Origin of the sequence: Rhizomicrobium sp., from assembly GCA_037200045.1 — a bacterium.
Lineage (GTDB): Bacteria > Pseudomonadota > Alphaproteobacteria > Micropepsales > Micropepsaceae > Rhizomicrobium.
This window is the reverse complement of the sequence record JBBCHM010000002.1, coordinates 1,344,989-1,365,213: the sequence shown is the minus strand read 5'-3', so window position 1 is coordinate 1,365,213 and position 20,225 is coordinate 1,344,989. Positions and strand designations below refer to the sequence as shown.

Annotated in this window: 21 protein-coding genes and 1 tRNA gene; 13 read left to right on the top strand and 9 right to left on the bottom strand. The window is 62.6% G+C overall.

Translation table 11 applies throughout. From position 1 onward, the window contains the following. Positions 1-65: 65 nt before the first annotated feature. Positions 66-869 (top strand): hypothetical protein, encoded by an 804-nt coding sequence (locus WDM86_21855; protein MEI9992664.1) that lies wholly within the window; start codon positions 66-68, stop codon positions 867-869. 25 nt (positions 870-894) lie between these two features. Here WDM86_21855 and WDM86_21850 read toward each other — a convergent pair whose 3' ends face one another. After that, positions 895-1,680, bottom strand: coding sequence for an EthD family reductase (locus tag WDM86_21850; GenBank protein MEI9992663.1), 786 nt, complete (start codon positions 1,678-1,680; stop codon positions 895-897). A 199-nt stretch (positions 1,681-1,879) separates the two neighbouring features. Between WDM86_21850 and WDM86_21845 the strand changes: the two genes are divergently transcribed. The 8 genes from WDM86_21845 to WDM86_21810 all read left to right on the top strand — a co-directional run bounded on the left by WDM86_21845 (position 1,880) and on the right by WDM86_21810 (position 9,493). Next, positions 1,880-2,734, top strand: a complete 855-nt coding sequence (locus tag WDM86_21845; GenBank protein ID MEI9992662.1) for a CoA-transferase — start codon at positions 1,880-1,882, stop codon at positions 2,732-2,734. A gap of 9 nt (positions 2,735-2,743) precedes the next feature. Beyond that, the gene (locus tag WDM86_21840; protein ID MEI9992661.1) at positions 2,744-3,535 is read left to right on the top strand and encodes a CoA-transferase subunit beta; all 792 of its coding nucleotides are present in this window, start codon (positions 2,744-2,746) and stop codon (positions 3,533-3,535) included. A 431-nt stretch (positions 3,536-3,966) separates the two neighbouring features. After that, the gene (locus WDM86_21835; GenBank protein ID MEI9992660.1) at positions 3,967-4,719 is read left to right on the top strand and encodes a GntR family transcriptional regulator; all 753 of its coding nucleotides are present in this window, start codon (positions 3,967-3,969) and stop codon (positions 4,717-4,719) included. A 154-nt stretch (positions 4,720-4,873) separates the two neighbouring features. Further along, entirely contained in the window at positions 4,874-5,494 is a 621-nt protein-coding gene (locus tag WDM86_21830) for a glutathione S-transferase (protein ID MEI9992659.1), read from the top strand. 64 nt (positions 5,495-5,558) lie between these two features. Beyond that, positions 5,559-6,416 carry an amidohydrolase family protein gene (locus WDM86_21825; GenBank protein ID MEI9992658.1) on the top strand — a complete coding sequence of 286 codons (858 nt, stop codon included), beginning with the start codon at positions 5,559-5,561 and terminating at the stop codon, positions 6,414-6,416. Positions 6,417-6,441: 25 nt separating this feature from the next. Further along, a complete protein-coding gene (locus tag WDM86_21820; GenBank protein MEI9992657.1) occupies positions 6,442-7,386 on the top strand; it encodes a fumarylacetoacetate hydrolase family protein in 945 nt (314 codons plus the stop codon). 236 nt (positions 7,387-7,622) lie between these two features. After that, positions 7,623-7,991: an aldehyde dehydrogenase family protein gene (locus WDM86_21815; protein ID MEI9992656.1), complete on the top strand. Its 369-nt coding sequence runs from the start codon at positions 7,623-7,625 to the stop codon at positions 7,989-7,991. Positions 7,992-8,566: 575 nt separating this feature from the next. Next, positions 8,567-9,493, top strand: a complete 927-nt coding sequence (locus tag WDM86_21810; protein ID MEI9992655.1) for a DUF2971 domain-containing protein — start codon at positions 8,567-8,569, stop codon at positions 9,491-9,493. A 19-nt stretch (positions 9,494-9,512) separates the two neighbouring features. Here WDM86_21810 and WDM86_21805 read toward each other — a convergent pair whose 3' ends face one another. Further along, a complete protein-coding gene (locus WDM86_21805; GenBank protein MEI9992654.1) occupies positions 9,513-10,109 on the bottom strand; it encodes a hypothetical protein in 597 nt (198 codons plus the stop codon). Further along, complete coding sequence (locus WDM86_21800; GenBank protein MEI9992653.1) at positions 10,106-11,149, bottom strand: hypothetical protein; 1,044 nt, start codon at positions 11,147-11,149, stop codon at positions 10,106-10,108. Before WDM86_21800 ends, WDM86_21805 begins: the two co-directional genes overlap by 4 nt. A gap of 414 nt (positions 11,150-11,563) precedes the next feature. On the opposite strand from WDM86_21800, the gene WDM86_21795 reads away from it, so the two are divergent. The 3 genes from WDM86_21795 to WDM86_21785 all read left to right on the top strand — a co-directional run bounded on the left by WDM86_21795 (position 11,564) and on the right by WDM86_21785 (position 15,621). Then, a complete protein-coding gene (locus tag WDM86_21795; GenBank protein ID MEI9992652.1) occupies positions 11,564-13,690 on the top strand; it encodes a DUF3363 domain-containing protein in 2,127 nt (708 codons plus the stop codon). Positions 13,691-13,831: 141 nt separating this feature from the next. After that, complete coding sequence (locus WDM86_21790; protein MEI9992651.1) at positions 13,832-14,809, top strand: hypothetical protein; 978 nt, start codon at positions 13,832-13,834, stop codon at positions 14,807-14,809. A gap of 458 nt (positions 14,810-15,267) precedes the next feature. Then, positions 15,268-15,621 (top strand): type II toxin-antitoxin system PemK/MazF family toxin, encoded by a 354-nt coding sequence (locus WDM86_21785; protein MEI9992650.1) that lies wholly within the window; start codon positions 15,268-15,270, stop codon positions 15,619-15,621. A gap of 71 nt (positions 15,622-15,692) precedes the next feature. Here WDM86_21785 and WDM86_21780 read toward each other — a convergent pair whose 3' ends face one another. The 3 genes from WDM86_21780 to WDM86_21770 all read right to left on the bottom strand — a co-directional run bounded on the left by WDM86_21780 (position 15,693) and on the right by WDM86_21770 (position 17,733). After that, complete coding sequence (locus WDM86_21780) at positions 15,693-16,895, bottom strand: hypothetical protein (protein ID MEI9992649.1); 1,203 nt, start codon at positions 16,893-16,895, stop codon at positions 15,693-15,695. 360 nt (positions 16,896-17,255) lie between these two features. Next, positions 17,256-17,501 (bottom strand): hypothetical protein, encoded by a 246-nt coding sequence (locus WDM86_21775; GenBank protein ID MEI9992648.1) that lies wholly within the window; start codon positions 17,499-17,501, stop codon positions 17,256-17,258. A gap of 141 nt (positions 17,502-17,642) precedes the next feature. Next, positions 17,643-17,733 (bottom strand) — tRNA-Ser (locus WDM86_21770). 254 nt (positions 17,734-17,987) lie between these two features. Between WDM86_21770 and WDM86_21765 the strand changes: the two genes are divergently transcribed. Then, on the top strand, positions 17,988-18,482 hold the full coding sequence (locus tag WDM86_21765; GenBank protein ID MEI9992647.1) for a tetratricopeptide repeat protein: 495 nt from the start codon (positions 17,988-17,990) through the stop codon (positions 18,480-18,482). Between the two features lie 63 nt (positions 18,483-18,545). On the opposite strand, the gene WDM86_21760 is transcribed toward WDM86_21765, so the two are convergent. From WDM86_21760 to WDM86_21750, 3 genes are all read right to left on the bottom strand, one after another. Continuing rightward, positions 18,546-18,977 (bottom strand): hypothetical protein, encoded by a 432-nt coding sequence (locus WDM86_21760; protein ID MEI9992646.1) that lies wholly within the window; start codon positions 18,975-18,977, stop codon positions 18,546-18,548. A 124-nt stretch (positions 18,978-19,101) separates the two neighbouring features. Continuing rightward, a complete protein-coding gene (locus WDM86_21755) occupies positions 19,102-19,428 on the bottom strand; it encodes a lipid-A-disaccharide synthase N-terminal domain-containing protein (protein MEI9992645.1) in 327 nt (108 codons plus the stop codon). Continuing rightward, positions 19,428-20,150: a glycosyltransferase family 2 protein gene (locus WDM86_21750; protein MEI9992644.1), complete on the bottom strand. Its 723-nt coding sequence runs from the start codon at positions 20,148-20,150 to the stop codon at positions 19,428-19,430. Before WDM86_21750 ends, WDM86_21755 begins: the two co-directional genes overlap by 1 nt. Positions 20,151-20,225 lie beyond the last annotated feature (75 nt).

The window sequence follows — 20,225 nt, the reverse complement described above, 5'->3', positions numbered from 1 at the left end:
GACCTTCGTCCGCGGAAGCGGGCGAGGGTCTTCCGGCTTGAAGCGTGTCGTTCCGGGAGAGAGATATGCATCATTCGGCTTTGAAGAAAGCGGCGATCTGTGCCGCGGTCGTCGCGATCGCGGCATCGGTCTGCGGCGCGGCGGCCGCCGAGGCCACCCGGCATTACGACATCATGGAGTTCGACCGGCCGGCGGAGGGCAGGGATGTCGCGTTCAATGCTTGGCTCGACGAGCAATATATTCCCGCCCTGCTGGCGGTGCCCGGCGTCGTGACGGCGCAGCGTCTCCACATCGATCGGGGACAGACGCCCGATGGCCCGCCCTATGTCACGATTTTCGGCGTCGAGACCGCGGATCTGGATGCGACCAGGGCGACCATCGCTCAGCGCGCCAGGAATATTCCGCAAACCGATGCCGTCGATACCGCAAGCACCATCACCGCGATCTTTTCTCCGCTCGGCCCCACCGTCATGGCAAAGGATTTGCCGGGCATCAGCCCGCCGGCGCCGGTTCCGGGCAAAACCGAACTGCGGACCTACTATCTCTTCGCCCATCTCAACGTGGCCGAGGGCCATGACGAGGAGTTCAACACATTCTACAACGAGACGCATCGCCCGGATGTGCTGCGCAATCCGGGGATGGTCTGGGGCGCGCGCTCCAAGCTCGTCGCCATCGAACCGGCGGGAACCGTGTTTCCCGGCTATCTCGCGGCGTATGAGTTCCAGAGCTACGATCTCGACGGCAGCATCGCCGAAGTGATTCGCCGCCTGCGCACCGGCATCACCCGTCCCTTTCCCAAGGGATCGTTCGGCAAGGGCGTGCTGAATTTTTATCTCTCGCCGATCGGCCCGGTGCGGCACGCGAAGTAGCGTTTCCGCAAGGCGGCGCCGATGCTCAGATCACGGGCGCGATGAAGACGTGCTCCTGAAGAACTGGCGTTCGGCTCTTGTTGCGCGAGATGAAGGTGCTTCCGTCGGCGCCCCAGGTCTTCATCTGGTCGGAGAAATTCATTTGTCCCCGCCCATCGGTGCTGGCTTCCCACCACACCTCCGCGATGCCGTCGATACCGGGATACACCGCTTCGTCGCCCGGAATCGTGCCGACGATCTCGGACAGGACGAAGCCTTTCAGGCCCGGCACCGTGAGCGCCATCGGGCCGTGGATCGTGAGCCAGTGATCGACGAATTCCGCATGGGTCAAGCCGTCCTTGCGCACCAAGAGCGCGAATTGCTTGATCGTGCCGCGCGGCGGCGGAATGAAGACGTGCTGCCGCGTCACAAAGGTCGTGGCCTTGCTCGCGAGCGCATCGGTCGCTGCGGCCCAGTCCTTGGCGGCGGACAAGGTCGTCTTTCGTGCAGCGTCGTTCGGCGACCACACCTCCAGGACGCCATCGACGGGCGCAGAGGGGATGGAGGCGTCGAGATTGGCCGGCAATTTCTCGCCGATGACTTCGGACATCACGAGCCCACTGAAGAAATTCGGCAACGCCTTCGCCGCGCTTCCCTGAGCCAGCCATTGCGCGGCGAAGTCTTCATGCGAGAGGCCGTCCTTGCGCGCCACGACGGTCAGGTATCGGCGGGCCGGCGTCCCATCCGCCGTCGCGCGCAACGCGGGCGCGCAGACCGCAAGGACAGCGGCACCCGCCAGGATCCCACGTCTCGTATGCAGCAATGCCGGCATCGGTCGTCTCCTCAGTACGGCGGGCCAGCTCTGTGGTGGCTGCCTCGATTCTTTTCGGTAAAAAGTGCTATCATCTAATTATCCGTGTTTTAAGTGTTTTGTCAAAAGCGCTATGCTTTAATTCGACTGAAAGGACAGTCTTATGATCGTTTACCGGCGGCGCACCTCGAACGACGCGGCCCGCGAGGACGAGGTCTGAATGGCGACCCATATGACGCTCCACGATGCGGTTTCGCAATTCGTGCGCGACGGCGATGTCGTCGCGCTCGAGGGCTTCACCCATCTCATTCCCTATGCCGCGGGCCACGAGATCATCCGTCAGGAGCGCCGGAACCTGACGCTCGTGCGCATGACGCCCGATATCCTCTACGACCAGATGATCGGCATGGGCTGCGCGGCCCGGCTGACGTTTTCCTGGGGTGGCAATCCCGGAGTGGGATCGCTGCACCGTCTTCGCGATGCGGTGGAGAAATCCTGGCCGGGCCCCCTGGCGCTCGACGAGCACAGCCACGCCGCGATGGCCAACGCGTATGACGCCGGCGCCGCCAATCTTCCCTTTGCCGTCTTTCGCGGCTACCGCGGCGCCGAATTGGCCGAGGTCAATCCCCGGATCAAATCCATCGCCTGTCCCTTCACCGGCGAAAGGCTGGCGGCCGTGCCGGCAATTCGCCCCGACGTTGCGGTCATCCACGCGCAGAAGGCCGATGCCGACGGCAATGTGCTGATCGAGGGCATTGTCGGCGTGCAGAAACAGGCGGTGCTGGCGGCCAAGCGTTCGATCGTGACGGTGGAGGAACGCGTGACGTCGTTGGACGCGGCAAGCCCGAACGCCTGCATCCTGCCGCACTGGGCGGTGGGCGCGGTGGTGGTGGTGCGAGGCGGGGCGTTTCCGTCCTATGCCCAGGGCTATTATCCGCGCAACAACGGCTTCTATATCGCCTGGGACGACATTGCGCGCGAGCGCGACACATTCCTCGCCTGGATGGACGAAAACGTGATGCGCAAGGGGCCGGACGTATTCGCGTCGCAGGCCTATCGGCGCAACGAAGCCTAGAACCGAAAGATGCCCGAACCGATGCCCGAGACCTATTCGCCGGACGAAATCATGACGGTCGCGGCGGCACGGCTGCTGGCCAGCAGCGATGTCTGCTTCGTCGGCATCGGAAATCCGTCCGCGGCCTGCAACCTCGCGCGGCTGTCGCACGCGCCCGGCATCACGCTGATCTACGAATCCGGCACCATCGGAACGCGTCCGAGCGTGCTGCCGCTCTCCATCGGCGACGGCGAGCTGTGCGAGACCGCGCTGACGACGGTTTCGGTGCCGGAGATGTTTCGCTATTGGCTACAGGGCGGGCGGATCACCGTCGGTTTCCTCGGTGCGGCCCAGCTCGACCGTTATGGCAATATCAACACCACCTTTGTCGGCGGAACCTACGGCCGGCCCAAGACCCGGCTTCCGGGCGGTGGCGGGGCGCCCGAAATCGCGACCGCCTGTCAGGCCGTCTTCGTGGTCATGAAACAGTCCAAGCGCAGCTTCGTGGAGAAGGTCGATTTTGTTACCTCGCTCGGCTTCGGCAGCGGCGGCAACGAGCGTTGGCGCCTCGGCGTCGCGACCAAAGGACCCGTCAAGGTCATCACCGATCTGTGCATTATGGAACCCGATCCAACGACCAAGGCTCTCACCGTCGTCAGCCTGCATCCCGGCATCGCGCGCGAGCAGGTGCGGGCGGCGACAGGTTGGGAGGTGAACTTCGCGGAGCGGCTGGAGGAGACCGTTCCGCCGGGCCGCGAGGAACTTGCTATCCTGCGCGAATTGCATGCGCGCACCCGCGCCGCGCACGGCGACGGCAGATAGAACGGAGGGCCGACTGAGCCATACCGATGGATGTCATCGAGCTCGACGAGGTCTCTACACGATGTGCATCGGCGTCGGCCGGCATCGCCACGATCTTGGAGCGGGGTCTAGCGCGCTATCATACGGTCGATGGGGCCGGACCGATCGCCCGTAATGGGCCTATAGTCCAGTCATCTCGCTTTTGGTAAATTCCCTGCTATCCTGAAACGATTCTCTGCCCACCGGGCATAGGTAGTGGCGGGAATTCTTGGCGAGATCCGGTGTAGGAGTTTCCGTTCCGCCGTAATATTGTTGGAGCGCAGAACGCATCCTGTCAAACAAAGAGCCCGATGGCGTGGCATTCCGGTCGCCTTGCTTGCGGCTCCCTGAGGCGGCGGGCTTCTCCGTCGAATGCCCCGACAATGCCACGATATTTCAAGTGAGGACTACAAGTGCGCGAACAAGAAAGTGACGCAAAATCGGTGCTTGCGAACGGCAGCAGCGGCGTCTCGCGCTATATACAGCTCGCCACGCTGTTCCGGCGCCATATCGCGACGGGACGCTGGAAGATCGGCGAGCAGATCCCGACGATCGAGGAGTTGGCCGCGGAGCACGGCGTTGCGCGCGCCACCGTGCGACAGGCACTGGATATTCTGGACAGCGAAAAGCTGATCGAACGGTTCCGTGCCAAGGGCACGTTCGTGACGCACCATCCCGAAGAGCAATTGTGGTGCGAGGTCGAGACGGACTGGCCCGGCCTGCTGCGTTCGCGCAAGGGCGCGACGATCGAAACCCTCGCCGAAAGCGTCAACCAGCAGCTTCCCGTGCTGCCGGATGTCGCGGGCAAGCACACCAAAGGCTACCGCCATTTTCGCCGCCGCCACTGGCGCAACGGCGAACCGTTTCTTTTATCGGACATCTATATCGACGAGGCCCTTTGCAAGCGCGTGCCGCGCGCCACGATCGCGACGAAGACGGGCCTGCAAATCTTGTCCGAAGTGCGCGGCCTGGAAATCGGCGACGTCCGCCAGATCCTGACGATCGGCGCCGCGGACATGGTCACCGCGGAGATGCTTAACATGGATTTGAACGCCCCCGTCGCCTTCATGCGGCGCTACGCCTCCGACAAGAAAGGTTCGCTCATCTTCATGGGTGAAACCGTCTATCGCGGCGATGTGGTCTGGCTCAGCATGAAGCTGAAATAGGCCTGCGGCCGGACCGCCGGCTGGCGTCACGGCAAGAAAGACTAAAAACATGGCTTAATAGGTCTTGAGGAGCCGGATTTTCGTCTCTAAAGTCCGCGTCAGGCGCCCATGGGCAGTATCGGCGCGTTCACAAGACCGGAGTTGGGGCATTTCGATGAAGCTTTATTGGGCATCGCGGTCTCCGTTCGTGCGCAAGGTCATGATCCTGGCGCATGAAACCGGCCAGGCCGAGCGCCTGACGCTGGCCAGCACCGCCGTCTCGATGACAAAAGCCAATGAGGTGCTGCTGAACGACAACCCGCTCAGCAAGATTCCCACGCTTGTGCTCGACGACGGCCGTCCGCTCTACGACTCGCGGCTGATCTGCGAATATCTCGACGCCCTTCACGGCCAGCGCAAATTCTTTCCCGAGGCCGGCGAGGCGCGCTGGGACGCGCTGCGCCGCCAGGCTCTGGGCGACGGGCTGATGGATGCGCTCATCTTGTGGCGGCAGGAGCGACTGAAGACGCTGGAACGGCAGACGCCGGAATTGCTGACGGCGTTCGCGCTCAAGGTCGCGACGGCCCTCGATCAGCTGGAAGAACAGGCCGAGGCGCTTGCCGAAGCACCGTTCGACATCGGCAGCGTCACGCTCGGCTGCATGCTCTCTTATATCGATTTTCGCTTCGCCGATCTTTCCTGGCGCAGCGACCGGCCGCTTCTGGCCGCCTGGCATGAAGGCTTTGAGAGCCGGCCGTCGGTCCGCGCCACCAGGCCCGATCCCGTCGTTTCCTGATCCCGCGCCGCAAATGACGTCTTCGAGAAGGTAATCCGAAATGGCCGATGTCCAGCAACCTGTCATGCCGAAAATGCCTACGCGGCCCCGCAACACGCTGCCGCCTTTGGCCTGCGACGGGCACACGCATGTCTTCGGCCCGTTCGACGGCTTTCCCCTGATGCTTCCGTCGAGCTACCCGCCGCCGGACGCACCGGTCGAGCGGCATCTGAAGATGCTGGATACGATCGGCGCGGCGCGCGGCGTCATCGTGCAGCCCGCGCCCTACAGCACCGATACGCGTCTGATGGTGCATGCGCTGAAGGCGGCCAAGGGCCGTCTGCGGGGCATTGCCATCGCCACACCGGCGATCGCCGATGCCGCTTTACGCGAACTCGACGAGGCGGGCGTGCGCGGCCTGCGCTTCGTCGACATGCTAGACCTTCAGGGCAACAAATTTTCGGGCGCGGTTTCGGCGCGCGAACTCACGCATCTCGCCCCGCGCATGAAGGCGCTGGGCTGGCATGCCGAACTCTGGGCGAATCTGGACGACCACCTGGCCCTGCTACCCGATCTCATTCCGCACGGCATCGCCATCGTGCTCGATCACCTAGCCTGTCTCGATGTTTCCCGCGGCGTCGGCGATCCGTCGTTCCAGTCGCTGCTGCGCCATGTCCGCGTCGGCGATGTCTATGTGAAGCTCACGCTCTGCCGCCGCTCGAACCAGTATCCGTCTTATGCGGAGCTGAAGCCGTTCCACGATGCGCTGGTCGCGGCCAATCCCGACCGGCTGCTCTGGGGGTCGGACTGGCCCTATGTCGCCATGGGCGACAGCGCCCCCGATGTCGGGGTCATGGTCGATCTGGTGCATGACTGGGTGCCCGACGCCGCCATTCGCCGGAAGATATTCGTCGACAATCCGGCGCGGGTTTACGCCTTCTGAGCGGCGCGGTCTTTCGGAGGGCCCCATGAAACTCGCCACCTTCCTGTCGCCATCGGGCGCCCGGCGCATCGGCGCGGTGGACGTCGCGAAGGATCGCGTCCTGGACCTTGCGGGCGCGGCGAAAATCCTCAAGGGCGATGGGGATGTCTTTGCCAGCATGATCGACCTGATCGAATCCGGCGACGCGGGCTTCGCCGAGGCCAAGCGTGTTGCCGAAGAATGGCCGCAAGGGGCAAGCCTGCCGCTGACCGGCCTCGATCTACTTGCGCCGTTGCCGCGTCCGGTCTCGCTGCGCGACTGCCTGGTGTTCCAGCAGCACATGATCAACGGCGCCGAGCGGCTCTCCCGGATTTCCGGGCACCCGCCGGTGCCGATCACGCCGCTCTGGTTCGAGCGACCGACCTATTACAAGGGCAACCGGATGAGCGTGATTGGAAGCGGCGCTGACATTATCTGGCCGCGCTATTCCGAGCAGATGGATTTCGAGCTCGAACTCGCCTGCATCGTCGGACGCGGCGGCAAGGACATATCGCGCGCCGAAGGGCTGGATCACATTTTCGGCTTTACCATTTTCAACGACGTCTCTGCGCGCGACACCCAGGCCAAGGAAAAAATCTTCAGCCAGGGCCCGACCAAGGGCAAGGATTTCGATACCGGCAACGTCCTCGGACCGTGGATCACGACGCGGGACGAAATCGGCGACCCACAGGATCTGGACATGGAAGTGCGGATCAATGGCGAGCGCTGGGGCGGCGGGAATTCGTCCGATATGTATCATTCCTTCGCCGCCATCATCGCCTTTATCTCGATCGAGGAAACCCTGTATCCCGGCGAAGTCATCGGCAGCGGAACTGTCGGCACCGGCTGCGGCCTGGAATTCGACCGCTTTCTCAAGCCGAACGACACGATCGAATTGGAAATTGAGAAGATCGGCATCTTGCGCAACCGCATCGTGCGCCGGCACGCCTGAAGACTGTGCGGCGCAAAGCTCCGAAAGCGAGGAGGCGCGCGCGCCGCCGCCCGTGCGTGTCGCGTGGCGGGCGAGTTGCCGGCGTCCGACTTGAGCGCTGGCGGCGGGATCAGCGGCGCATAGCCGGAACGCCATCCGATTTTCCGCATTCTGCGCCCGAAGTTTTCGGATTCGTTCGGACGCGTGCGATTTGCCGTCCGCCATGGTAGAGCACCGCCGAACGGGAGTTCGATGCCATGAAACAATACGGCCATTTCATCGACGGCAAGACCGTCGCGGTCGCGTCCAAGGCGTTCCGCGAATGGTCCGCCGTCAATCCCCAGCGCCGCGCCCGGGTGATGTTCAATTTCAAGGCGATGGTCGAGAAGAACATGGACGAGCTGGCGCGCCTGCTGTCGTCCGAGCACGGCAAGGTCGTCGCCGAAGTCCCGGTGCCGCTGGCCTATCACACGTTCGGCGGCTGGAAGCGCTCGGCGTTCGGCGACGTGAATCAGCACGGCCCGGAGGGCGTGCGGTTCTATACACGCGTCGAGACGGTGACGGCGCGCTGGCCCAAAGGCGGCGTGCGCGAAAACGCCAGCTTCGTAATTCCGACGATGAAATGAATGCCCGCCTGTCACCCCCGGCTGAGCGATGCGACAGCATCGCGAAGGGGAGGGGGCCCAGGCGGTCAGAGTAAGCTAGGTCTACCCGCCTGGATCCCCTTCCTCTCGCTTCGCTCGGCCGGGGATGACAGTGAGTGGAAATGAATGGCTGACGAGCCAGAAATAATCCTCGTGGGCGGCCGCGACATCGGCATGGCGTTGCGCGATTTCACCGACACGGTGCCCTACGCCCAGACTCGCTAGCTCCAGCGCTGGAGGCAGCCAGGCTGGCCCAGAAAAGCACCCGCTCCAGAGGCGTCCTAGCGGGTTTGGGAAGGGTTAGGGGTAGGCAGCACCATAAACGATAATATATAATATAATCAGACACTTACATGTCAACTTGGCGGGCCACGGCCGACGATGATGAGCACTATGTCTACGCTATAGCCCGATAATCTCAGGCACAAAGGCTGGCCGAGGCCGGACCGTCTCGCTCCTGGGATTAGCGAAGGTCGGAATGCGGGTCTGGCCCGCATGGGCTAACAGCGTGGTAAAGATTTCGACCAGAGGTGCCCCGTCAACCAAGGGAGAGGACGATGACTGACGCGGCGACCGGCGCGGCTTCCGCACCGCTTTTCAAGTATGTGGACATCGCCGGCCTGAAGCGAATTCTCGAAGGCTCCATACGGTTCACACAGCCGAGCGCCTTCAACGATCCGTTCGAGTTGCTGCCGGAAGTCGTGGTCCCTAACGACACGGGCGAAAAGCAGCTCAGCTTTTCGTTCGACGTACGGGCGCAACGCCGGCAGCCGCCGCCGGGTGCGCTGAACGAGGTGCCGGACGGCTGCCAGGCGAGCGACTCCATGTCGCGCGACATCGTTCAGCAGTTCAACACCCTTATCGGCATTCTTTGTCTGTCGCGGGTTAGTGACTCGCTCTTAATGTGGTCCCACTATGCCAATCAATATGCCGGCGCCGTGGTTGAGTTTGACGGATCGCACGAATTCTTCGACGGCCAGATCGATGTCGAATATCGACCGCGACGGCCGATGCGCGATGTCGGCGCATACGTCTCTCCGCCCCAACCAATCCCCGTCGCCGAACTTTGCGCAAAGTCCGAGGAGTGGAAATACGAGCAGGAAGTCCGGGTCATACGCAGCCTTGCAGATTGCGAGGAAAAGGGCATTGGTCCCCGCGGGTTTCCAGTTTACACACAGCATCTCCCGCCTGAGTGTATCAAATCCGTAACCCTAGGCGAGAGAACGCCCATCACCGAGCAGCGCGCGATCTATGACGCTGTGAAAGACACTCGGATAATCCTCACGCTCGCCGCCATCGACCATCGCGGCTATGCGTTCAGACGCGAGTTGATTAAAATGGCCGTTCCGGCGTCAGAGATGAATCCATGGATCACGCCGCGCACGGCTCACATCTTCAGCCACCTAACGACGCCATTCGGCGAGATCGCGCGTCATCTGATCGCCAACCATCCGATGAGCAAGACCGTCAACAAGCCCGTGTGAATGCAGCGCATGCGATAGTCTAGAATGTAATCCCCCATCCTATTTTCCGGATGGTAGAAAACCGGAATAGCGAAAAGTATGTGGTATCGTTGTCGTAGCACGCTTGCGGCGAGGAGTATGGGATGAAGGTGCCGCTGAAAATCACGGTATCGCCGCTCCGAAACATGGAGACCGTATTGTAGAGGGGTGAGTTAACGGGAATTACTGTCGAACCATGAGGCTGCGTGTTCTGTTCATCGACGCCATACGCATAGTAATTCCCTAAAGAAAGCTCGACTCCCAATCCGCCGCTGCTCAGATCCTGGGTATGCACCTCCAAGGACAGACGTATTCCCTTGTCTGGTGAGTTGTTATCGATGGAGTTCACCTCACCGACCCAGCCGGATACCTCGCCCCTCGGTATCGCCGCGCAAAACTCCTTCCGAAATTCCAAATCAATCTTGTCTCGCTGGATGTCGTTCGGAGCGCTCTCATGGAGATCATTGTATTTTGAAAGGATGCGCGTGAGTTCTCTTTGTTGTGTTGGAACCTGAACGCTGTTTTGTGCCCATGAGATTGAGGCACTGCAGACGCTTACGACCAGCGCCAACATAATGGTGGTAGGGAGTCGGCTCATTCGATTACCCTCTGTGCGAGCTCTGCCAGCGTTACAAATTCAATTCCAAACTTTGTATTGAGCCACTGGCGATTATCGTGGTCGAGCACGGAACGACCCGTGCCATCCTTTCGGAAATCTTCACTGCAAAAAAGCTTCAAGCCGAAACCGTAGTGAGCAGCAACACTATCGCCGTCTGCCCATTCACGGACTGCTTCTGCTACCTTTCTCCTTTCCGGCTTATCCTTCGCGCGGCCAAGGCCTTGCAGGAATAACTCCGGATTCTCGACACCATCACGTTGGCTAAACTGCAATCCAAGCTCGACAGCGATGGCCTGACCGACGCCGCGTCTCGCGATTTCAGTTGTCAGCTCATTTACCTTGTCCATGCAACGGACGAGTTCGAGTATTCCCCCATCCGGCTCGTAAAGCTCGCAATCTTGGTCCCTCAGATGATATCCGCCGATTCGGGCAGCCGTTCGTAAGGATCGCATGCCTAGCTCCAGTGCCGCCCGGACTCTTGCAGAGGATCGGGGGTCGAGGGGATTTCGGACATGCCGGATGCCAACCGTGAGAGTGACATTATTCTTGCCGGTCGATGAGGCATCGGAAACCACCCGAGCGCTCCCAAGAACGTCGGCACGATCGACGTTCTTGATTCCCTCCAACGTGATAACGGTCTCACTAAAAAAGCCGCGAACGCGCCCAGCCCGCATGGCAGCCGCGACAATGGCCCCGCTTGCGCCGGTCCCACGTTGCGCGGTTTCGGGGGCAACCACCGAGGCCAGCGTGTTGGTGTCGAACGTCACCGTCAAAGGAGTTGAATCGTACGGTCGATGCATCGGCGTGAGCATTACCACATGCGTCCTGACAGCGCCCGCCTTGCTCTCATCCGTCGAGAAAGATGGCGATGCGGTGTCCTGCTGGCGACGAACGACCGGAGCGGACGCGATCCTAATCGTCGGTCTCAGAAGCGGTGGCTCATGCACAAGTCCGTTCGTCGCGCAGCCGCGACCTGGCACCTCGCTACGCAAATTTGCGCCATTCCGATCAAGGTTCATGGACAGTCCCGACTGTACGATATGCGCCAATCCTGCTCAGCGACGACATGGTCAAAGATCGTAGTTAGGGTTGTGCGACGTAGGAAGAGCGAAGGCACGAAGGCGCCGATTTGTGCTGGGACGGGGATGGCAAGATAAAGCGGATTTTCAATCCGCGCTCCCTTCGGTCGTAAGTGGTTGTCTGCACATTGTTTTTGAGCCGCTTTACGGCGATGTAGCGGCACTCCGAACGGTGTGCGTGGTGCCGCCTGAGGCACTTTTCTCTTTATTTTCAATGCAAAAGTGGGTGGCGGTCGCAAGGTGCCGCGTGGCGCGTTCTGCCGTTTCTACGCTACAGCAAGTCTTTTTCCGCCACACCACGACGAGTGCTTTCGAGGACTTGCGCATCCCGAATCCGATGCTGATCGTCCTGTCATGGCAGGCAATGACGCAGACGATTTCCGCATCAAACCGGGGCGGTCCCGTACCCAAAGGACGCGCGTCCGTTCGCACGACCTGCCGTTCCTGCAACAGGTCAAGGCGGCCGTTCGCAAGGCCGGCGGCAACCCCAATCGGATCGGCCGGGGATCGGGATCGGCGGGCAGCCGGAAAGGGGAAGGCGGCGGGCGGTTCAATGCGCACGGCCGGGGCGCGAAGGTGGTGGCTTCCTTTCCGAAAGACGGTGGCGGATGGAGCCGCGACGGGAACGGCGCGCGGTTTCGTTCGCGCCGTGTGGTGGTCAAGGCGCGGGTGGTCAAGCTCAACCCGCAGCGCGGCTCACGCGGCCTGAAGATGCGCGGCACGGTGAGCAAGGCGGCCGACGCCCACCTGCGCTACCTCGAACGCGACGGGGTGATGCGCGACGGCGAGAAGGGCCGCGCCTATTCCGCCATTGAGAACGAGGCGGATGGTCGTGCCTTTGTCGAGCGCGGGCGGGAGGACCGTCACCAGTTCCGCTTCATCGTCGCGCCGGAGGATTCCGTCGAGATGAGCGACCTGCGCGGCTTCACCCGCGACCTCATGCGGCAGATGGAAACCGACCTCGGCACGAAGCTCGATTGGGTTGCGGTCGATCACCACAACACCGGCCACCCCCATACCCATGTGATCGTTCGGGGCGTTCTCGACGATGGCCGTATCCTCAATATCGCCGGCGACTACATAGCCCATGGGGTCCGCCACCGGGCGAGCGAACTGGTGACGCTGGAACTCGGGCCACAGACCGAGCTTGATGTCGCCCGCAAGCTGGCGACCGAGGTGGATGCCGAACGGCTGACCCGGCTCGACCGGATGCTCATCACCGAGCAACAGGAGAAGGGCGTCGTGGACCTGCGCCCTGACGCCGCCGAGGGCTACACCGTCCGCGCCAACCGGCATCTGCTGATCGATCGGGCGAAGCGGCTGGAACGCTACGACCTCGCCACCGAAACCGAACCTGGACGCTGGGCCATCTCCGACAGGGCCGAGCCGACCTTGAAGGCTCTGGGCGAGCGCAACGACATCATCAAGACCATGCACCGGGCACTGGCCGATCACGGCATCGCGGACGAGCGCGGCCCGAGCCAGTATGTCACCCACGGCAAGCAGATCGCCCATCCAGTCGTCGGGCGCGTGCTCGCCAAGGGATTGGCCGGCGACGAGATGGGCGACCGGCTGCATCTGGTCATCGACGGGGTAGACGGTCGCACCCACTATGTCGAGACGGCGGATGCGACCAAGCTGGACGAGATCAAACGGGGGCATATCATCTCGCTCGATCCCGCCCCGACCAAGGCCGAGCCGAGACCCGCCGACCTCAATATCAACACGATGGCGGAAGCCAATGGCGGCATCTACCGGCCGAGCCAGCATCTGGAAGCCACGCGGGACATCATCGAACGCCGCCACGGCGACCCGGACGCCTTCATCCGCTCCCATGTCCGCCGTCTGGAAGCGCTTCGCCGTGCCGGGCACGTCGAACGCATCGACGCCGATCACTGGAAAATCCCCGCCGACATCGCCGAGCGCGGTGTCGCCTATGACGCGCAGGGGCGACCCAAGGACTTCGCTGCCCGCACGCTCTCCACCCTTGACCTTGAACGGCAGATCGGCAGCGGCGGCGCAACCTGGCTGGATCGGGAGCTTGTCGCCGACAAACGGACCCCGCTGGCCGAGGCGGGGTTCGGCCAGGAGGTAAAGGATGCCCTCCATCGCCGCGCCGAGCGGCTGGTGGAGATAGGCTACGCCACGGACAATGGGCAAACCATTACCATCCCGCGCAAGACCATCGCCGCGCTGGAACGACAAGAGGTCGATCACGTTGGCCGGCAGATGGCGGCCGAGCGCGGGCTGCCCTACGCGCCAAGCGGGCCGGGGGAATATGTGACCGGCCGGCTGGCGGGCGTCGCCAATCTTACCAGCGGGCGCTTCGCCATGATCGAGGACGGCATGGGCTTCCAGCTCGTGCCCTGGCAGCCAGTTCTCGAAAAGCGTATCGACCAGTACATCAGCGGTGTCCGGCGCTCCGACGGCGGCATTGATTGGGGATTCGGTAGAAAAAGAGAACTTGGGATCGGATTATGATCGCCTGTGTCACGCCACGCCTCGGAGATTCGGATTTTATATGAACGGAGGCGGGCTTTACGATAAGTGCGAAGCCCTTAGCCGCGTAACCGCGGCCGGACATTTATGGATGAATGCAAATTAGTGAAGGAACGGCCGCTCATGCTAGACGCCCGCGAGGCCATTCAAGCGATAGGTGACTCCCTCGCGGCCTTTATGAAGTCAGGCCCGCAGTCGGACGCTCACCAAGATGAGATCAAGAGGCAGGTGGCCGAAGTCGTACGGGACATATCGGCTACGGTCGAACAAGCGACAGCCACCTATAAGCTGGCCGGCGAAGATTTTCTTGAAAAGGTGATACAAGTCAGAGGCATGCCAACCCGTCAAATCATTGGCGGCGACGGCCAATCTGGCCTAGTTAGTTCTAGCGGTAGTCAAATCGCAGGGAATTTCGACGCGCTGTTGCCAAATATAAAGGTCTGCCTTGCAGAGTGCGTAGCGACTTATCATTTGCAGGCACAGCACTATTTCGATCAGCAGATAAGTGAGTTTAACTCTCGATTAGAGCAATTTATTGAACAAGTGCCGAGCGTCGGAACAAAAGACAAGGCTGCCAAAAGACAGATTACGGAGATCAAGAAGGAGCTTCAGCAATTAGCAAAGTGGGAGAAGCTATTCTATGTCTATAAGGCAAATAGCCTTGCCGCTGAGATCGAATACATATTCTCCCTTCAAGGAAATCCGCTTGCAGCGATTTGGCACTACAGCGAATTGGATGAACAAGGCGAATATCAAAAGACCTACGATCACGAGGCGCGCGACGGAAAAGTTTACGCCGTGCGGGGCAATTGGGCTATCGAGAAGGGCCTTATGAATGCGGGCGCCCACGGCTACATCAATGATTCCACAAGGCCCGCTCAAGAAGTTGGCTGCATGTGTCGCCTTCAATGGGTTTACAATCTCCGTAGCTTGCCAAGCGACATGATAACAGCGAAGGGGCGATCCGAGCTTGAGCGTGTGACGGCAATTATCGCTAGTTCGCCCGAGCCACCCCCACAAAAGTCGTCGAGCGCGGCCGTGCCGGGGAATGACCGGAACCGCCCCAAAAGCTGGCTTGGGCGTTTATTTGGCCGAGATTGATGCTTCCCCATGCAAACCTGCTTCCTCGATGAGGCCGGACCGGCTCCAGCCCGTCAAGGCTGGCGCTGGCGCGCCACCGCTGCGCGGCTTACGGCCTTGACCGGCTGTCCCCGGCCCGGCAGGGGGCTCTCCAGGCAAGTAAGGCTGATTGGGAGTGATCCACTCCTTCCCTGACGAGGGGCTGGTCACGGCCCATTGCCCGTGATAGGTTACATGTAACTTATTTGGAGATTGATCATGCCATCGGCATCGAGGCCCAAGCCCTCCCGCGTGAAGGTACGGGAACATCGAGAACGCCTGCGGTCGCAGGGCCTTCGTCCAATTCAGATTTGGGTACCGGATGTGCGCTCGCCATCGTTCCGGTCGGAGGCACACCGCCAGTCCTTGGCCGTGGCGGCGAGCGCGCATGCCCGCGAGGATCAGGCGTTTATCGACGCAGTATCGGACTGGGGCGATGAATGAGGCGTGGCGACATCTGGACCGTCGCCGGCGGCAAGGATTACGCGGGCAAACCGCGCCCGGTTGTCATCGTGCAGGATGACAGCTTCGACGCCACCGACTCGATCACCGTCTGCGCCTTTACGACGGACGCAACCGAAGCGCCTCTGTTCCGCCTGCCCGTGGAGCCGAACGAGCGCAACGGGCTGCGCGCAGCTTGCCGGCTGATGGTGGACAAGATCACTACCGTCCCGAAGTCTAAGGTCGGCGCGCATGTCGGTCGCTTGGACGACGAGGACATCCTACGGCTCAATCAAGCGATCCTCGTGTTCCTTGGGCTGGCCGTGTCTCCGAGGACGCAACGGGAGGCTTAGACAGTGAGGGAACTGCTCTGGACCGCGCTCGCTACGCTCCGCTCGTCTGATGTCATACCACGCAAGTATTTTCACGCTCCGCCGCGAAGCGTGCTGTGGCGTAAAATTCGGCTATTCTTGTCTCGGGTTAGTCGCGCGATCCTGTCGGGATGTCCCAACCGCGTGCCCTTCACCGCAAAGACCGTCGCGACTATCCGCACCTGGACGTCCTGCCCGACGATCTTTACGTCCAGTTGGAGCCGTGGCCCCGCATCGGCCGGCCGCCGAAGCATGATGTTGCGACGTGGACCGTCACCGACGACTGGCCCCGGCGCGTCCCGGTCACGGAAGCCGAGGTTGACGTGTTCGAGGCATGGTTCGGCGACCTCTTCGATGAACTGTTTGGGCCGTGCCGATGATTTGACAAGGAGACTTCTGCCATGACCGTGCCGCTGCGCGCCGCCCTCTATCTGCGCGTCTCGACGGCGCGGCAGGCCGAGCATGATGTCTCCATTCCAGATCAGAAGCGGCAGGGCGAAACCTATTGCCAGTCGCGCGGCTACCAGCTTGTCGAGACCTACGTTGAACCCGGCGCATCCGCCACGAACGACCGCCGCCCCGAATTCCAGCGCATGATCGAAGCGGGCACCAGCAAGCCTGCGGTGTTCGATGTCGTCATCGTCCATTCGTTCAGCAGGTTCTTCCGCGATCACTTCGAGCTTGAATTTTACGTCCGCCGGCTCGCCAAGAACGGCGTCAAGCTCGTCTCCATTACGCAGGAGATGGGCGACGATCCCATGCACGTCATGATGCGTCAGATCATGGCGCTGTTCGACGAGTACCAGTCCAAAGAGAACGCCAAGCACGTCCTGCGGGCCTTGAAGGAGAATGCCCGTCAGGGTTTCTGGAACGGCTCCCTGCCGCCCATTGGCTATCGCATCGTCGCGGCGGAGCAGCGTGGGGCCAAGGTCAAAAAGAAGCTGGAAATCGATCCGCTGCACGCCGACACGATCCGACTGATTTATAGGCTTGCGCTGGAGGGCGACGGCACGTCCGGCCCAATGGGCGTGAAGAACATCACGGCTCATCTCAACCGCCACCGCCTCTTCACCCGCGACGGCGGACGCTGGGGCATCGGGCAGGTTCATCGCATCCTGACGCGGCGCACCTATATCGGTGAGCACGAGTTCAACAAGCGCTCCAAGGCCAAGGCGTTGAAGCCGGTCAGCGAGATCGTCACCGTCGCCGTGCCGCCGATCATCGATCAGACGACCTTCGATGCCGTGCAGGCGCATCTTCGTTCACGAAACCCCAAAGTCACGCCGGCCCGTGTGGTCAGCGGCCCCACCCTCCTTACCGGCATCTGCTTTTGCGCTGACTGCGGCGGGGCTATGACGCTCCGCACGGGCAAGGGCGGGCGCTATCGCTACTACACCTGCTCGATCAAGGCACGGCAGGGCGAGACGGGCTGCAAAGGCCGCTCGATCCCGATGGAGAAGCTGGACAACCTTGTGGCCAGCCATATCGAGGACAGGCTGTTGCAGCCCGAGCGGCTTAAGGAAGTGCTGGCCGCCGTGCTCGACCGCCGGCAGGAGCGCTCGGAACGTCGCCGCGAACACATCGCTGAACTGAACAAGCGCGCCACCGAGACCGACCTACGGCTCAAGCGGCTCTATGACGCCATCGAGTCGGGCGTGGCCGATCTGGGCGACACGGCGCTGAGAGACCGTATCGCCGGCCTCAAGGCAACTCGCGATCAGGCGCAGGCAGACTCCGAGCGCGCTCAGGCCATGCTCGAAAGCTCCGGCCAGCAGGCGATCACGCCGCAGATGGTCCGCAAGTTCGCCCGGACGGCGCGGGAGCGTATGCGGATCGAGGGTGGTGGCTACCGTCGCGACCATCTCCGCGCGCTTGCCCAGCGCGTCGAAGTCGCTGACAAAGAAGTCCGCATCATGGGATCGAAGGGGGATTTGCTCAGAACCCTTGCCACTGGTGCGGGCGTAGCGCCGGCTACGCCCGGCGTGCCCAGTTCTGTTCTGAAGTGGCGGACAGGGAGGGATTCGAACCCTCGAACGGCTATTAACCGTTACACACTTTCCAGGCGTGCGCCTTAAACCACTCGGCCACCTGTCCGGGACGCCCGCCTTGATAGACGGCGGCGCGAGATATCCCGCCTGCAGGCCAAATGCAAACCCGGACAATTCCTGGGAATTTCGCCCTCGCCGAACCGGCCCCTTGCGGGCAGCGCGGCACCCCGCACTTTGCCTTCGGCAACATGAACTTTCTGTTCGGTTCGAGAAACTTTTGAGCGGGACCGGATTCTAGTTTCGCGCCCGGAGCGCTGCCATGCGGACGTTGGGGAATGTCCGCCGACCGAAGGCAGGACAGTGCAGAGCTCGCAGGACGGCGTGCCCCAGCCCCCGCTCTTTATCGCCGGCATCGAGCAGGCGATCGCCGCCGGCGATCTCGACCTTGCCGCGCAACTGGCCCAGCGGGCGCTGGATGCCGGCCACACCCATCCGCTCCTGTTCGAAAGCCGGGGCCGGTGCAGGCTGCGCCGCGGCCAGCTCAAGGATGCGCTCGACGATCTGCAGCGCGCCCACGCCCTGGCGCCGAAATCGACGCGGACCCTGTGCGCGCTCGCCGAATGCCTGAACGCGCTCGGCCGGCCGCGCATGGCCGTCCTCGCCTGCGGCGACGCCCTGACGATCGACGCGACGCTCGCCGGCGCCTGGTTCCAGAAAGGCCTGGCGCATCGCCAGCTCAACCAGCCGGAGCGGGCCGAGGTCTGTTTTCGGCAGGCCGTCCGCCACGACCCCGCCTTGGCGCCCGCCTGCGCCGAGCTTGCGCCGGCCGCGCGCGTCGGCAAGCCGGCGGACTGAACGGCCGGCGCGAAAACGGGCGGCCCGCATGGACCGCCCGTTCGCGAAGGCTTGCGTGCCGTCCTAGTCGGTGCCGGCGCGGCCGAGGCCGAGATCGTGCTCCGCCGCGACGATGGAGATCGTGTAGCCGGCCGTCACGTCGAACAGCGTCATCACCATGATGAAGAAGAACGGCGTCGAGGCGAAGCCCTTCACCACGATGAATTCGACCAGCGCGATGATGAAGACCAGGAGCGACAGGCCGTGATTGATGATCTCGCGCGAGGTCGTGCGCGTCGCCTTGACCACTTCCACGAACAGCAGGCACAGGCTGAGCAGGACGAGGAAGTCGCCGAAGCTGAACTTCCAGACATCGCCCGAGAACATCGGAATGGACACGGCGTGCTCGTAGCTCAGCAGGTCCTGCGTGGCGTGATGCAGGATCGCGCCGCCGCCCAGGGCGATCAGATTGTAGACGATGAGCGGAATCACAAGCAGCGGAAACAGGCGAAACATGGAATCCTCCCCACGGGCATTTCCGGCACCGCCGGCAAATGCGGCTAAAGCTACGGGACCGACACGGCCGTCAGGCTTGTACCATATTGGGGCGAAAAAGGGGCGCGGTTAACGCGGCCGATGGTTAAGCCGGCGGCGCCGCGGCTTTCCGGGTGCGGTCGCGGTAGATCATGTAAAGATTGCGCAGATAGATCGGGATCGGCATGCCCTGGCCGATCAGCAGCGGCCAGGCCTGGATGTGCACCGCATAGGCGAAGCTGATCAGCCCGCCGCCGAGGCTGCAATACCAGAAGGCGACCGGCACCACGCTGTGGCCTTCCTGCTCGCTGCGCAGCCACTGGATCAGGAAGCGCACGCCGAAGATCGCCTGGCCGAAGAAGCCGATGCCGGTCCACACGGTGTCATAAGGGTGCTGCAGCGCCAGCATATAGAGATGCGTGAGATAGCTCATCAGATCTCCCGCGATTCGGCGTTGGCCCGAAAACGCCGCTGCAGCCAGCGCACGCCCAGAATGTCGTTCACGCTCACCAGCAGCCGGCCGAAATTGGTGTACTTCGAGCGGCCATGCGTCCGCGGGCGATGGTTCACCTCGGCGAAGCGCACGTCATAGCCCTCGCGGATCATGAGCGTGATGATGAAGCGGTGGATATGGTCGAAATAGGGAAGGGCGAGGAAGGCCTCGCGGCGGAACACTTTGAGGCCGCAGCCGGTGTCGATGGCGCCATCGTCGAGCAGGCGGGCGCGGATCGCATTGCCCAGCCGGGACGCGAGGCGCCGGCTGAACGTGTCCTTGCGGCGGGCGCGCACGCCGGAAACCACGCCGACATTGCCCGCGTCGGGGCCGCGCAGCACGGCGAGCAGCTTGGGGATGTCGGCCGGATCGTTCTGGCCGTCGCCGTCCAGCGTGACGATGGTTTCGGAGCGGGCGGCGCGCACGCCGGTGCGGATGCCGCGGCTCTGGCCGAGATTGCGGCCGTGCCGGATCACGCGCAGCGACGGGATTTCGCTCTTGAGTGCCGCCAGCGCCGCGCCGGTGCCGTCGGTCGAGCCGTCGTCGACGAAGATGATCTCGGCGTCCTCGCCGTTCACCGCGGCCGCGATCTCGCGCGCCAGCGGGCCGACATTCTCGGCTTCGTCCTTGACCGGCACGACTACGGAGAGGGCGACCGCCATGCTGAGGTTCCGTTCGATCCCATCGTAGAATAGAGTGCCCGCCGGCCGTCCTTGGGCCTGCCTTTCGGGCGCGCG